Raw genomic sequence first — 13,507 nt, 5'->3', positions numbered from 1 at the left:
AAAAAATGGAAAATCTTAATAACCTTCCCGGCAGTTCTACTCCCCCTTTAGGGGGCGGGGGGGCTACGGTTTTTTCGCGGAGCGAATGCCTAAGCCACTATAAATGGGGCGATGACTGCCACGGCTGGAATTTTGTGGATACAGATGCCCTATCTGTTAAGCAAGAATTAATGCCGCCTGATACCGCCGAGCAATTGCACTATCACGAAAAAGCAACCCAACTATTCTTCATACTTAAGGGCCGTGCCGTAATAACTATTGATGGTGTAGAGCGCGACCTGAAACCCGAGCAAGGTATACAGATCGATCCCGGCCAAAAACACTTTATAAGCAACAAAGAGCAAACCGACCTGGAGTTTATTTTATACTCTTATCCCTCTACAAAAAATGACAGAATCAACCTATAAGCATATAAAAGCAGGTATTGTAGGCGGTGCCGGCTATACCGGTGGCGAAATGCTGCGTATACTGCTTAACCACCCCAATGTAGATATCGCTTTTGTACACAGCACCAGTAACGCCGGCAACTTTGTATATGATGTTCATACCGACCTGTTTGGCGATACTGACCTAAAGTTTGCATCGGAGCTGGCTTATAATATTGATGTGCTATTTTTATGCGTTGGGCACGGTGATGCTAAGAAGTTTTTAGATAGTAATAACATACCGGATAATATTAAAGTAATTGACCTGAGCCAGGACTTTAGGCTGAGCCAAAACGCAAAGCTCAAAAACAAAACGTTTGTATACGGTTTGCCCGAGCTGAACCGCGAAGCTATACAAACAGCCCAAAACATTGCAAACCCGGGTTGCTTTGCTACAACCCTGCAATTGGGGTTACTACCTTTAGCCGCAAAAGGCTTGCTCACCAACGAGGTGCATGTAACTGCAACCACAGGCTCGACCGGTGCAGGGCAAAGCTTGTCGCCCACTTCGCATTTTACCTGGAGAAACGATAATTTATCGGTTTATAAAGCTTTTAACCACCAGCATTTAAACGAAATAAACCAGTCGTTAAATCAGCTGCAGGCTGGTTTTGATAAGGCTATCAACTTTGTGCCTTACCGTGGCGATTTTACCCGGGGCATTATTGCATCTATGTACACCGAAAGCGAACTGCACGAATCAGAGGTGCTAAAGCTATACAAGGAGTATTACGCTAATCATCCTTTTACGCATGTAACTAATAAGGATATAGACCTAAAGCAGATAGTTAACACCAATAAATGCTTTATACAGGTTAAAAAACACGGAAATAAAATATTTATAATCAGCATATTAGACAATTTACTTAAAGGCGCTTCCGGCCAGGCTGTTCAAAACATGAACTTGTTGTTTGGCCTTGTTGAGCGCGCAGGATTGCGACTTAAGGCGATTGGTTTTTAAGCCACTCGCCGTAGCAGTAGTAATTAATTAAGTATTTATTTTGTATCCATTTTATAATGAATTTATTCGACGTATATCCCATTAACCCCATCAATATTGTTAAAGGCGCAGGCAGCCTTGTTTATGACGACAAAGGCACCGAATACCTTGACCTGTATGGCGGCCATGCCGTTATTTCTATCGGGCATACCCACCCGCATTATATAAAGCGACTGGAAAACCAGTTGCACCAGATAGGTTTTTACTCTAACTCTATAGAGATACCCATACAACAACAACTGGCCGAAAAACTGGGCCAACTATCCGGCAAAGAAGATTACCAATTATTCCTTTGTAATTCCGGTGCCGAGGCTAATGAGAACGCGCTTAAACTGGCGTCGTTTTATAACGGCAAAAAAAAGGTAATCGCATTTAGCAAGGCTTTTCATGGCCGTACATCTTTGGCTGTTGCCGTAACCGATAACCCTAAGATAGTAGCGCCAATTAACCAAACTGACAATGTAATATTCCTGCCCTGGAATGATGAGGCAGCTTTGGAAGATGCCTTTAAAACTAACGATATATCATCGGTTATTATTGAGGGTATACAGGGTGTTGGCGGTATACAAGTGGCACCTGCCCCGTTCCTGCAAAAAATACGCTCGCTTTGCGATGAATATAATGCCGTTTTTATAGCCGATTCGGTGCAATGCGGATATGGCCGTACCGGTAAATTCTTCTCGCACGATTTTGCAGGCATCGATGCCGATATTTACTCAATGGCTAAAGGCATGGGTAATGGTTTCCCTGTGGGTGGTATCATTATATCGCCAAAAATAAAACCTGCTTATGGTATGCTGGGTACAACTTTTGGCGGCAACCACCTGGCCTGCGCTGCCGGCTTAGCCGTTTTAGAGGTAATTGAACAGGATAACCTGATGCAAAATGCCGCCGAAGTAGGCGAATACTTGATCAACGAATTAAAGAAGTTTAGCAAGATAAAAGAAGTGCGCGGCCGGGGATTAATGATAGGTATTGATTTGCCCGACGAACTTGCCCACGTTAAAAAAGACCTGCTGTTTAAGCACCGCATATTTACCGGCGAAGCCAAGCCAAATGTTGTTAGGCTTTTACCTGCGCTTAATTTAACAAAAGCTTACGCTGATAGGTTTTTAGAAGCTTTTTGCGCAACACTTTACAAGCACTAATTTCCCTTAAAAGCAGTGTGACTTTATATAGGAACCAAATTCTTTACAAAATATAAATACATCTTAAGTCCCTCTCCATTGGAGAGGGACTTAAGGTGAGGCTAATAAACAATCAAGACTAATGAAACTATTTTCTTCTGTAAATGATGTTAAGGATGTTCCGGCACTGGTTGCCCAAGCCCTGCAATTGAAAAAAGATCCTTTCGCTTTTGAGCAATTAGGGAAGAATAAAACATTAAGTCTTGTTTTTTTAAACCCAAGCCTGCGCACCCGCATGAGCACCCAAAAAGCCGCGCTTAATTTGGGTATGAACGTTATTGTACTAAACATTGATAAAGAAGGCTGGGCACTGGAATTGCAGGACGGCGTTATTATGAATGGCACCACGGTTGAACACATCCGCGAAGCTGCCGGCGTAATGGGCGAATATTCGGATATTATTGGAGTTCGTTCGTTCCCCGGCTTAAAAAACCGGAAGGAAGATTACAGCGAAACCATTTTTAACAAATTTGTTGAATTTTGTAAAGTGCCTGTAGTTAGCTTAGAATCGGCCACGCGCCACCCATTGCAAAGCCTTGCCGACCTGGTAACTATCGAAGAACTAAAGACGGTTAGCCGCCCAAAGGTTGTATTAACCTGGGCACCGCATATAAAGCCCCTGCCACAGGCTGTGCCAAATTCTTTTGCCGAATGGATGTGTAGGGCCGATGTTGATTTTACTATAGCCCACCCGGTAGGATACGAGCTTTGTGCCGATTTTACAAATGGTGCAACCATTACCCACAACCAGGATGAAGCCATTAAAGACGCGGATTTTATTTACGTAAAAAACTGGTCGGCTTATGAGCCTTATGGCGTGATTTATCCGGGTAACGAAAGCTGGATGCTTACCAACGATAAGCTTAAAGCAGCACCAAATGCTAAAGTAATGCACTGCCTGCCTGTACGGCGCAATTTAGAGCTGTCTGACGAGATATTAGACGGCGCGCAGTCTGTTGTGATACACCAGGCAGGTAACCGCGTATGGGCCGCCCAGGCTGTGTTAAAACAAATGCTAGAAGCGTTGTAGAAAAAGCAATTGTTATTGGAAATGTTGTAAAGCCTATATAAAAATGAGGAATCTAATTTTTTTCATGCACGCTTCGCTTGACGGTTTTGTAGCCGGGCCAAACGGAGAAATGAACTGGATAACTGTTAATGAAGAGTTGTTTGACTTTGTTGCCACCATGACAGATAAAGCCGATGCAGCACTTTACGGGCGGGTAACCTACGAAATGATGCAAAGCTATTGGCCTACCGCCGGTGACGGACCGGACGCATCAAAACATGATATAGAACATTCGGCATGGTACAAAAAAGTTCCAAAAATTGTTTTGTCAACAACAATGAGCCAGGAGGGCCTGGACAACACTACCGTTGTTAGCAATCAACTTGCCGAAAGCATCAATAAAATAAAAAACCGGGACGGGAAAAATATTTTGATATTTGGAAGTCCACGGGCTTCGCATTCACTGCTAAGCGAGGGGTTAATTGACGAGTTTTGGGTATTTGTAAACCCAGTTTTGCTTGGCCATGGCATACCTTTATTTAAGGATGTGCGCGAAATGACCAAACTGAAATTTATAGCATCTAAAACATTTGCTTGCGGAGTAATAGCATTACATTACGAAACAAAACGAGCTTAACGGGATAATACTTAATTAGCCATGTACACACCTGCATACAACCTTATTGATAATATCCCCGAAGCGGTTGAATTTATGCGCAGGTATAGCTTTGCCACTATTGTTACCGTGGTTGATAATGTACCCACCGCCACCCACCTACCCTTTATAGTAGAGCAGCGCGATAATAAGGTTGTATTGGTATCGCATTTTGCCAAAGCCAACCACCAGGCTAAGGATATTTTTAACTGCAGGCCTTTAGTAATATTTACCGAGCCGCATGCCTATGTTTCGCCCAAACATTACGAAAAGGAACTAAACGTACCCACCTGGAACTACTTAGCTGTACATGCCTATGGCAATGCAACGCCCATTAACAAAGATGAAGAGGTAAAGGAAGTTTTAGAAAAGATGATAGGTTTTTACGAAACCGATTACATGAAGCAGTGGAATAACTTACCACCCGACTTTAAATACGGCCTGATGAAGGGGATTGTAGCCTTTGAGCTGATTGTAGATGACCTGCAAGGCAAAAAGAAATTAAGCCAAAACAAAACGCAGAAAGAGATAGACAATATTATTTCGGCGTTCAAAGCATCCAACGATCAAAATGAGCAGGAAATAGCGGCTTACATGGCAAAGCTGAAAAAGGATTGACGTCCCAGACTATTTCTCCTCTTCCTTAATATTATACGACGCGTTTATTACCTTGTTAAGTGTAAGGCCCTGCACTATGATAGAAAATATCACAATAAAATAACTGGCCGACAAAATTAAGTGCCGGTATGGCGAGGCCGGCAGCGATAGCGCCAGGGCTATAGATATCCCTCCTCTTAAACCGGCCCACGTTAAAATATTTATACTGCTGTAATTTACGTTTAACGACCGGCGCAAGAATGTTAAAGGCAACATAATACTTACCCAGCGCGCGCCAATTATAATAATGATGCTTATACCCCCTGCTACCCAATAATTGCTTATAAAGGGCACATTAACCATTTGCAGGCCTATCATTACAAATAGTACGGTGTTCAGTATTTCGTCTATCAGTATCCAAAACTTTTCTAATGCCTGATGCGAGTGATCTTTATTGTCGGTATTGATGGACCGCCCGCCGGCAAATAGCCCGGCGGTAACTACCGCTAAGGGAATAGAAAGATGCAGGTAAGTAGCAGCCAGGGAATTAAACATTACCAGGGCCAGCGATACCAATACAATGGTTTGAAAATCATATACAGACTTCATTAGTTTAAAAGCTAAATAGCCTGTAACCGCCCCTATGGCTATGCCGCCAAATACCTCTTGTACAAATAACAGTACCGCCTTACCAAAATCGATATTGTTAACGCCTGATTGTGTTATCTCCAGCAAAGTGATGAATAGCACCAGACCTACCCCATCGTTAAAAAGCGATTCGCCGGATATAATGGTTTCTAAATTGGCCGGCAACCTCGATCCTTTGATGATGGCCCCAACCGCCACCGGGTCTGTTGGCGATACCAGCGAGCCAAAAAGCAGGCAATAAATGTAGGGTATCTTAATATGTATAAGGCCGGTTATGTAATAAAATAGGGTCCCAAAAACAGCAGTCGACAGAATTACCCCCAGGGTGCTTAATATTAATACCGGGCGCATTTCCCGTTTTAATTTGCGTATATCTAAATTAAAGGCGTTGGCAAAAAGCAAAAAGCCCAGCATAATATTTAATACCGTTGTAGAAAAATTGATGTGCTTGGCTAAAACGGTAAGGTGGTTGGCTATGCCGGGGTTAAGCCTGTCTATCACTAAAGTAAGCACCGACCCTAAAATGGCCAGCGTTACAATACCTATGGTACCCGGTAGTTTTATAAACCGTGCATTTATATATGAATAAAGCGCGCTTACCATTATTAACAGCGCAATGATCAGGAACATATTCATATATATTGTACAGCTATTATCTGTTAAATGTTAGCGCCTATTATTTGGCAACGGGGTCCATCATCATGGTTTTTGTATCAAAACTATGTACCACCAGCCGGTTGTCGCTATTACGGGTAAAATAGTTTAAAGCCCAGTTTAAAAATACTATAGCCTTGTTACTAAAGCCCGCCAGCGAAAGCAAATGCACAAACATCCACAACAACCATGCAAAAAATCCCTGGAAACGTAATTTATGAATATCGGCTACGGCTTTATTACGGCCAATGGTAGCCATGGTGCCTAAGTCGTTATATTTAAATGGCGTGGTTGGTTTGCCATTTATAATGCAAACTAAATTTTTTGCCAGTTGCTTACCCTGCTGCAACGCTACCTGCGCAACACCGGGGAAGCCCTGGGGGTTATCGGTAGTGGTAACTGCCGATACATCGCCTATGGCAAACACATTGCTAAACCCTTTAACTCGGTTTATCTCGTCGGTTTGTATGCGTGCTCCGCGTGCTATTACTTCTTCTGGCAATCCCTCAGGCGCTTCGCCCCTAACGCCTGCCGCCCAAAGTACATTTTTGGTTTTTATAACGGTGCCATCGTCAATAACTAACAGGTCACCGTCGTAACTTTGTACGTGTACGCTGTTGAAAATGGTGATGCCCATATCGGTTAAAAACTTTTTGGCTTTGGCCGATGCCTGCGGCGACATGGCGGCCAGTAGCTCGGGCTTACCTTCTACCAAAAACACCTTCATATCTTCGTTACATAAGCCGGGATAATCTTTGCATAAAATAAACTCGCGCAGCTCAGCAATAGCGCCCGATAGTTCAACTCCTGTTGGGCCGCCACCAACTACCACAAAAGTAAGCAGGGCATCGCGTTCGGCTTCATCTGTTGTTACCAGGGCTTTTTCTAAATTTTGAATAATAAGGCTGCGTACATTTAAGGCTTCTGCTATGTTTTTCATGGGCAGGGTAAAATGCTCCAGCTCTTTGTTGCCAAAGTAATTGGTGTTGGCACCCGTAGCAATAACCAGGTAATCATATCCATAATTGCCTACATTGGTTATTACCGTATTGGTAGTGGTATCTACCCTTTGCACTTCGGCCAGGTGAAACGTGAAGTTTTTTTGCCTGCTAAATATACGCCTGATAGGAAACCCTATCGAGTCGGCCTCTATGGCGCCTACGGCAACCTGGTATAATAATGGCTGAAAGGTGTGATAGTTATGTTTATCGAGTAATAAAACCTCTACAGGTGCATTTTTTAGCTTTTTGGCTAATTGCACACCGCCAAAGCCACCGCCTATAATAACTACACGTGGTTTTGCCTTTTGTTGTTTATCCATATTTATATGCTGCTGCAAATTAAATAATAACAGCCATTAATTGATTAGAAGTAACAGGATAAACCAAAAATGTGTTTGTGCAGACAGTATTTATTATGAAGCATGTTATTTAGCCAATCGTAAATGAGCTTATCATCATAAAAATGTATCAAATAAAAAAGCGACAGGTTATTCACCCATCGCTTTTATACTGAACTGAACTACTTATTATTAAACTTTTTCGTAGAATTTGTAAAAGTAATCCGGGTTTTTGATGCCGTAATCTTTTATATCGGTGCTGATAGAAACCCAATCATTAAGGGTATATTCTTTAGCCCCGGTTTTTATTTCGTGCACAAATCTAAAGCGCACTTGGTCGCCCGCCTTTATCCCTGTAAATGCAGGTGCGGTTGGCTTAATGTTGAATTTGATCTGGTAACCATTAGCTACCTGTACCACTGCGCTTTTCCATTTACCGTTGGCATATTTTTGCACATTGGTTACTAAACCATCGGCAAAACGTACCTTGTTAACTTCGTACAAAAACGCTTCTTTGGGTATTGGCGGGGTTTGTGTAACTTCTAAAATAACCTTACCGCCATAAGCAAGTTTACCCACCTGTATTATTATAGGTATATCTTTTAGCCACATGGCACCAATTGATTTCAGCTGAATTTCGTCGCCGTTTTTAAATAACCCTTTGAGTGTTTTACTTTGCCCGTTAACGTATTTTAAAATGAAAGTATCGCCACCCTGTGTTAGTTTATAACCCGATAAATGCATTACGCTTGAATTGGTATCAACCGTACCTACAACTTTATAGGTAAGTGTTTGCAGGTTAACCCTTTTTGCCAAAGCATTTTTGTACTTGCTGTCAGCCGAATTAACATAGGTGTTAAAATCGTTATAATCTTTTTGCTGCGCGGCGGTTCGTTTTATTTTTTGACGGTAGGTTTTTACCGTATCCCGCAAAACCGTATCTGTTAGACTTTTTTGCGCTTTGTCATTTTGTATTGATGTTGCGGTCTTGTCTGATGCCTTAGTTTTTAAATTGGCAAATGCCAGGCAGCTTATTACTACAACAGGCAGTATAAGCAGGTAAACTATCTTTTTCATATTTGAGGTTGGTTGGTTAAATAACATACTGATGCGCTTTTTAAGCGGCACCCTGCTAAAGCTGTGGAACAAATAACTTTGGCCCGATACGGCCAGTTTAAACAGCAGCTGTGCATATACACCCTTTTGGTCCTCACCTGCTGCAATACGGTCTACTTCAAACTCGTGGTTTTCCTCTATCGATCGCATGTACAGGTAAGCAAAGGGGTTAAACCACATTACAATTTGTATTAGGCGGGCAATCAGCCTGTCGGCGCTATGCCTCAGTTTTACATGCAGCATCTCGTGGGCGATGATCTGTTTTATCTCATCAGGTTCCAGTGCATCGTCGTTAATAAATATCACGTTCATAAACGAACTGTTACCCAGTTTTGCATCGCATTTTAGCACCTTTACATTCCCTATCTGCATCAGTTTTTTACTGTTAAGCCTGCGCGCAAACGATAGTAGCGTTAAGCCCAAATGCGTTACCGATGCTACAGCTACAAAAGTGTATAGTATAGTTATGGCATACATCCAGTTAAACGCCGGCCGGTTAAGGATACCGGCTTTTAAAACAACCGCATCAGGTTGCACCGCTTGTATTTGCTGTATGTACATTACCGGCTGCATTATAGGCAATGGCATATCCTTATTTAGCGTAAAGCTTAGCGTGGGTATAACAAAGCTAAGCAGCAGCGTTATTAGTAAATACCAGCGGTTAAGCGTAAAAAACGTAAGCCGCCTTAAAAGCAGGAAGTAAAACGAATAGAAGATACCGGTACATGCCGATACCTGCAGCAGGTAAATTAATGCTTTCATTTTTTTGTGTTTTGATCTATCATCGCTTTAATTTTTTCCATGTCATCGGCACTCAGCTTTTGCTCTTTCACCATAAATGATAAAAGACTTTCGGTAGAATTGTCAAAGTAGCCGGTAAACATTTTTTTGAACGACTCTTTACGATACTCGGCCTTGCTGATGGCCGGGAAATACTCGTAGGTTTTGCCGTAGGGCTTGTAAGCCACATACCCCTTCTTTTCCAGCAAGCGCACTACGGATGATATGGTATTGTAGGGCGGCTTGGGGTTGTCGGGCAGGGCCTCTATGATATCTTTTACAAAAGCGGTCTTTAGCTTCCATAAAACCTGCATTACGCGCTCCTCTGTTTTGGTTAACTCTTCCATAAACCAAACATATAACTTATTTTTCAGTTTTACAACTAAATTTACAGTTATATAATGTATTTATCAGTTATATATTATAAATATTTGATAATCAAATATTTAGTTTTATTACATACAAGCAACCAAGCTATTCAAAAAGCTTTTCGGCAAAAAATAACTATAATTGCCATAGTACTTATCTAATATCCGGGCATGCAATCCTTACACATTATAAAAATTGGCGGCAACGTAATTGATAACTCCGAAAACCTTCACCGTTTTTTGAAGGATTTTACCGCGCTGCAAGGTTTTAAGATATTGGTGCATGGCGGTGGCAAAGTAGCCACCCAGGTATCAGAAAGTATGGGTATTGAGGCCCACCTGGTTGATGGCCGCCGCATAACCGATATTGATACCCTGCGTATTGTTACCATGGTGTATGGCGGGCTTATTAACAAAAATATTGTAGCACAGCTACAGCGCTATGGTACAAATGCCATAGGTTTAACCGGTGCCGACGGTAACTTTATCCGTGCCAAAAAACGCCCCGTTAAAACAATAGATTACGGCTTCGCCGGCGACCTGTTCGATGGATCTGTTGATGCGGTTAATATCGGCAAGTTGTTAGAAGCTGGCTTCGCCGCTGTTTTTTGTGCCTTAACACACGATGGCGAAGGACAATTATTAAACACCAATGCCGATACTATAGCATCGGCTTTGGCCGTGGCCTTATCGGGCACTTATGATACCACGCTGGTGTATTGCTTTGAAAAGAAAGGCGTATTGCAGGATATTGACGACGAAGATTCGCTGATAAGAGAGATAAACCCCGAACGTTACGAACAACTTAAAACCGACAAGATCATACATAGCGGCATGCTCCCTAAAATGGATAATGCCTTTACCGCTATATCTTGCGGGGTAAAAGCGGTTATTATAGGACATTCGGACGATCTGGGTCAGTTAAAAAACAAGCAGGGTTTTGGTACACGTTTAAGTAAATAGATAATGGAAACACAACAACATATCGCCATTTTAGGCAGCGGGAATATTGGTTTAGCTTTGGCTAAGGGTTTGGTTAAAGCTGGTATTTTTAAACCGCAGCAAATTACACTTACCCGCCGCAATGTAGCCGCTCTGGCCCAATTGGCCGAACAGGGTTATAATGTTACCGCCGACAATGCCCAGGCGGTTGTTAAAGCAGATATTGTAGTATTGGCTATACTGCCCCAACAATTAAACAAACTGCTCGACGAAATAAAACCTGCCGCTAACCAAAGTAAGCACCTGTTAATATCAGTAGTATCGGGCGTTAGCTGTCAGGATATACGCAACCAGTTAGGTTTAGATGTACAGGTGATACGCGCTATGCCTAACACCGCCATTGCCATTGGCCAAAGTATGACCTGTATTGCTACCGATAACGCATCGGCTGCTAATGTAAGCCTGGTGCTATCGTTATTTGATACCGTGGGTGTAAGCATCCAGATCAACGAAGAACTGATGACATCGGCCACGGCACTTTGCGCTTGTGGTATAGCTTTCTTTTTACGCTCTATCCGCGCTGCATCGCAGGGTGGTACCGAGATAGGTTTTCATGCGCATGATGCCCTTAAAATGGCCGCGCAAACCGCTAAAGGCGCAGCCGACCTGCTTTTGCAATTAGCCTCTCACCCTGAGCAGGAAATTGATAAAGTTACCTCACCAAAAGGCTGCACCATTGCCGGCCTAAACGAAATGGAGCATAACGGCTTTAGCTCGGCCATGATAAAAGGGATAAAGGTATCGGCAGAAAAAGCCGGGGCCTTGTATAAAAGCGAATAGTTTACTTTACTATAAATACTTTTTGCTAATTTTGTTAGCATGAAGCGTTCCGGAAGTGCCGACCTGCCCCTGCATTATGGCTATGTGCCCCTATGGCTTGCCGAGCGTATGGGTAAGCTGGGCCTGGCCGTGGTAGAAAATATTGTGATGGATTACGGCAAAGAAGAAGTTTTACGCCGCCTGAGCGATCCGTTTTGGTTTCAGAGCCTTGGCGCTGTAATGGGTATGGACTGGCATTCATCGGGTATCACAACTTCAGTTATGGGAGCCTTAAAACGAACCGTTAACCCCCGCAGCCGCGATCTGGGTATTTATATTTGCGGCGGTAAAGGCAAATCATCCAAACGCACGCCCGAAGAATTATTGAACGTTTGCAGCGCCACCGGCTTAAATGGTGACAATTTGGTGAAATGCAGTAAGTTAAGCGCGAAGGTAGATAACACGGCTATACAAGATGGTTTTCAGCTATATACCCACAATTTTATTTTAAGCGATACCGGCAAATGGGCCGTTGTGCAGCAAGGCATGAGCGACCGCAGCAGTACTGCACGCCGTTACCATTGGCATTCGGAGCAGTTAAGCTCGTTTGTTGACGATCCGCATACCAGTATTTACGGGCAAAATAATGGCTATATCTTAAATATGGCCGATAAGCAGGCAGACACATCGCGCGATGGCGTGATGCGAATAGCCGCCGAGCAGCCAGACAAAATGCTAAAAGAAATAAGCAAACTGGTTATGCCCAACCATCACGATGTACAGGCAAAAGATGTTGACTTAAAACGCCTGGGCGCTGTATTGTGGCTGGCCCACGAAAATCAACCAAAGGATTTTGAAGATCTTTTATTATTGCAGGGCTTAGGGCCTCGTACCCTACAATCGCTGGCATTGGTAAGCGAGGTGATACATGGTACGCCATCACGGTTTAAAGACCCAGCGCGGTTTTCGTTTGCGCATGGTGGTAAAGACGGGCACCCCTTCCCGGTACCCATTAAGGTTTACGACGAAACCATCAGCACGCTGCAAACCGCCATTCATAAAGCAAAACTGGGTAATTCCGAAAAAACCGAGGCTATTAAACGTTTAACTAACATTGCCCAGGCCGCCGAAAAGGACTTTATCCCCAACACCAATTTTGACCAGGTAATTGAAAAGGAAAGAAACGAAAGCTGGAAATATGGCGGCCGTACTGTTTTTGGCAAAGCTAAACCGCCGGTGCAGCAGCAATTAAAGTTATTTTAAGGCCAGGCATATAGAATTTGCACTCTTTAAGTGCCCTTGCAAAGTAGGCAGGGTTTGTTTAGCAAACTCAGCTAAAGATTTGTTGGTGGTAGTACTTGCCGCAGTAAAAAGCTTTACCGCTTTTTCGTGGTCAATTACCATGCTTTGTATATAATGCTTATCAAACTCGGGGCCTGTAATTTTTTTAAGGCTATCTACCAGCAATTTGTGTGTTGTATCTAAAGAGTCCGGAGCACCTATTGATACTTCGCCTGCCGCCTTTTTTAGTCCGGCAGCAGCGTTGGTATGGTCAGCCACCATCATTTTAGCAAAATCAACGATTTGTGGGTTTTTAGAGTTTGTAATGGCCAGTTTAGAAATTTCAACTTCGGCGTTACCAGATTCGGCAGCAGTTTTAACAAAGGTCAAATTATTATCTGCCTGGGCATGCTGATTAAAGTTTTTGCCTTTCCTGTCTTTACATGCCTGTACCGAAAATAAAAGCACAGCTGCCAAAGCTATATATGTTATATTTTTCATCGTAAAAATTAAGCCTATAATTGATGATACAACAAAGAATAGCTGTAACAGTTTATAATATTTTTACAATGTAATGATTTTAGAGGGATAAGGTGATACTAATAACTTTATTACCGGACAAAACCTTTAAAATTGTTTTAAGGTTACCCCCCACTCATCATTACTATTTGAGTGGCCAGGCACTGG

General features: G+C 42.8%; 14 protein-coding genes. 9 read left to right on the top strand and 5 right to left on the bottom strand.

Features of this window, described 5'->3' with window-relative positions; genetic code table 11:
- The first annotated feature begins 5 nt into the window (after nucleotides 1-5).
- The 6 genes from FFF34_004230 to FFF34_004205 all read left to right on the top strand — a co-directional run bounded on the left by FFF34_004230 (nucleotide 6) and on the right by FFF34_004205 (nucleotide 4,894).
- Nucleotides 6-407 carry a cupin domain-containing protein gene (locus FFF34_004230; protein TSD66623.1) on the top strand — a complete coding sequence of 134 codons (402 nt, stop codon included), beginning with the start codon at nucleotides 6-8 and terminating at the stop codon, nucleotides 405-407.
- Nucleotides 388-1,386, top strand: a complete 999-nt coding sequence (locus FFF34_004225; protein TSD66622.1) for an N-acetyl-gamma-glutamyl-phosphate reductase — start codon at nucleotides 388-390, stop codon at nucleotides 1,384-1,386. The genes FFF34_004230 and FFF34_004225 overlap by 20 nt, the downstream gene beginning before the upstream one ends.
- A gap of 56 nt (nucleotides 1,387-1,442) precedes the next feature.
- Nucleotides 1,443-2,573, top strand: a complete 1,131-nt coding sequence (locus FFF34_004220) for an aminotransferase class III-fold pyridoxal phosphate-dependent enzyme (protein TSD66621.1) — start codon at nucleotides 1,443-1,445, stop codon at nucleotides 2,571-2,573.
- Nucleotides 2,574-2,694: 121 nt separating this feature from the next.
- Nucleotides 2,695-3,642, top strand: a complete 948-nt coding sequence (locus FFF34_004215; protein ID TSD66620.1) for an acetylornithine carbamoyltransferase — start codon at nucleotides 2,695-2,697, stop codon at nucleotides 3,640-3,642.
- 43 nt (nucleotides 3,643-3,685) lie between these two features.
- Entirely contained in the window at nucleotides 3,686-4,258 is a 573-nt protein-coding gene (locus FFF34_004210; protein ID TSD66619.1) for a dihydrofolate reductase, read from the top strand.
- A gap of 21 nt (nucleotides 4,259-4,279) precedes the next feature.
- Nucleotides 4,280-4,894: an FMN-binding negative transcriptional regulator gene (locus tag FFF34_004205; protein ID TSD66618.1), complete on the top strand. Its 615-nt coding sequence runs from the start codon at nucleotides 4,280-4,282 to the stop codon at nucleotides 4,892-4,894.
- Nucleotides 4,895-4,903: 9 nt separating this feature from the next.
- Here the strand turns inward: FFF34_004205 and FFF34_004200 are convergent, their stop codons facing one another.
- The 4 genes from FFF34_004200 to FFF34_004185 all read right to left on the bottom strand — a co-directional run bounded on the left by FFF34_004200 (nucleotide 4,904) and on the right by FFF34_004185 (nucleotide 9,757).
- The gene (locus FFF34_004200; protein ID TSD66617.1) at nucleotides 4,904-6,157 is read right to left on the bottom strand and encodes a sodium:proton antiporter; all 1,254 of its coding nucleotides are present in this window, start codon (nucleotides 6,155-6,157) and stop codon (nucleotides 4,904-4,906) included.
- A 40-nt stretch (nucleotides 6,158-6,197) separates the two neighbouring features.
- A complete protein-coding gene (locus FFF34_004195) occupies nucleotides 6,198-7,496 on the bottom strand; it encodes an NAD(P)/FAD-dependent oxidoreductase (GenBank protein ID TSD66616.1) in 1,299 nt (432 codons plus the stop codon).
- A gap of 210 nt (nucleotides 7,497-7,706) precedes the next feature.
- Nucleotides 7,707-9,392 carry a M48 family metalloprotease gene (locus FFF34_004190; GenBank protein TSD66615.1) on the bottom strand — a complete coding sequence of 562 codons (1,686 nt, stop codon included), beginning with the start codon at nucleotides 9,390-9,392 and terminating at the stop codon, nucleotides 7,707-7,709.
- Complete coding sequence (locus tag FFF34_004185) at nucleotides 9,389-9,757, bottom strand: BlaI/MecI/CopY family transcriptional regulator (protein TSD66614.1); 369 nt, start codon at nucleotides 9,755-9,757, stop codon at nucleotides 9,389-9,391. The genes FFF34_004190 and FFF34_004185 overlap by 4 nt, the downstream gene beginning before the upstream one ends.
- 192 nt (nucleotides 9,758-9,949) lie before the next feature.
- On the opposite strand from FFF34_004185, the gene argB reads away from it, so the two are divergent.
- The 3 genes from argB to FFF34_004170 are packed head-to-tail and all read left to right on the top strand — an operon-like array spanning nucleotide 9,950 to nucleotide 12,802.
- Nucleotides 9,950-10,741 (top strand): acetylglutamate kinase, encoded by a 792-nt coding sequence (gene argB, locus FFF34_004180; GenBank protein TSD66613.1) that lies wholly within the window; start codon nucleotides 9,950-9,952, stop codon nucleotides 10,739-10,741.
- 3 nt (nucleotides 10,742-10,744) lie between these two features.
- Complete coding sequence (gene proC / locus FFF34_004175) at nucleotides 10,745-11,560, top strand: pyrroline-5-carboxylate reductase (GenBank protein TSD66612.1); 816 nt, start codon at nucleotides 10,745-10,747, stop codon at nucleotides 11,558-11,560.
- 39 nt (nucleotides 11,561-11,599) lie between these two features.
- Nucleotides 11,600-12,802: a DUF763 domain-containing protein gene (locus FFF34_004170; protein ID TSD66611.1), complete on the top strand. Its 1,203-nt coding sequence runs from the start codon at nucleotides 11,600-11,602 to the stop codon at nucleotides 12,800-12,802.
- On the opposite strand, the gene FFF34_004165 is transcribed toward FFF34_004170, so the two are convergent.
- Entirely contained in the window at nucleotides 12,794-13,321 is a 528-nt protein-coding gene (locus FFF34_004165; GenBank protein TSD66610.1) for a DUF4142 domain-containing protein, read from the bottom strand. The genes FFF34_004170 and FFF34_004165 overlap by 9 nt on opposite strands.
- Nucleotides 13,322-13,507 lie beyond the last annotated feature (186 nt).

It is taken from the genome of Inquilinus sp. KBS0705 (assembly GCA_005938025.2).
Lineage (GTDB): Bacteria > Bacteroidota > Bacteroidia > Sphingobacteriales > Sphingobacteriaceae > Mucilaginibacter.
This window is presented reverse-complemented; position numbering and strand designations above follow the sequence as displayed.

What these genes read in the sequence shown, in the direction of transcription:
- FFF34_004200 (TSD66617.1), bottom strand. Translation starts at nt 6,157, where the DNA reads ATGAATATGTTCCTGATCATTGCGCTGTTAATAATGGTAAGCGCGCTT.
- FFF34_004210 (TSD66619.1), top strand. Translation starts at nt 3,686, where the DNA reads ATGAGGAATCTAATTTTTTTCATGCACGCTTCGCTTGACGGTTTTGTA.
- FFF34_004185 (TSD66614.1), bottom strand. Translation starts at nt 9,757, where the DNA reads ATGGAAGAGTTAACCAAAACAGAGGAGCGCGTAATGCAGGTTTTATGG.
- FFF34_004230 (TSD66623.1), top strand. Translation starts at nt 6, where the DNA reads ATGGAAAATCTTAATAACCTTCCCGGCAGTTCTACTCCCCCTTTAGGG.
- FFF34_004170 (TSD66611.1), top strand. Translation starts at nt 11,600, where the DNA reads ATGAAGCGTTCCGGAAGTGCCGACCTGCCCCTGCATTATGGCTATGTG.
- proC (TSD66612.1), top strand. Translation starts at nt 10,745, where the DNA reads ATGGAAACACAACAACATATCGCCATTTTAGGCAGCGGGAATATTGGT.
- FFF34_004220 (TSD66621.1), top strand. Translation starts at nt 1,443, where the DNA reads ATGAATTTATTCGACGTATATCCCATTAACCCCATCAATATTGTTAAA.
- FFF34_004215 (TSD66620.1), top strand. Translation starts at nt 2,695, where the DNA reads ATGAAACTATTTTCTTCTGTAAATGATGTTAAGGATGTTCCGGCACTG.
- FFF34_004165 (TSD66610.1), bottom strand. Translation starts at nt 13,321, where the DNA reads ATGAAAAATATAACATATATAGCTTTGGCAGCTGTGCTTTTATTTTCG.
- FFF34_004225 (TSD66622.1), top strand. Translation starts at nt 388, where the DNA reads ATGACAGAATCAACCTATAAGCATATAAAAGCAGGTATTGTAGGCGGT.
- FFF34_004205 (TSD66618.1), top strand. Translation starts at nt 4,280, where the DNA reads ATGTACACACCTGCATACAACCTTATTGATAATATCCCCGAAGCGGTT.
- FFF34_004190 (TSD66615.1), bottom strand. Translation starts at nt 9,392, where the DNA reads ATGAAAGCATTAATTTACCTGCTGCAGGTATCGGCATGTACCGGTATC.
- argB (TSD66613.1), top strand. Translation starts at nt 9,950, where the DNA reads ATGCAATCCTTACACATTATAAAAATTGGCGGCAACGTAATTGATAAC.
- FFF34_004195 (TSD66616.1), bottom strand. Translation starts at nt 7,496, where the DNA reads ATGGATAAACAACAAAAGGCAAAACCACGTGTAGTTATTATAGGCGGT.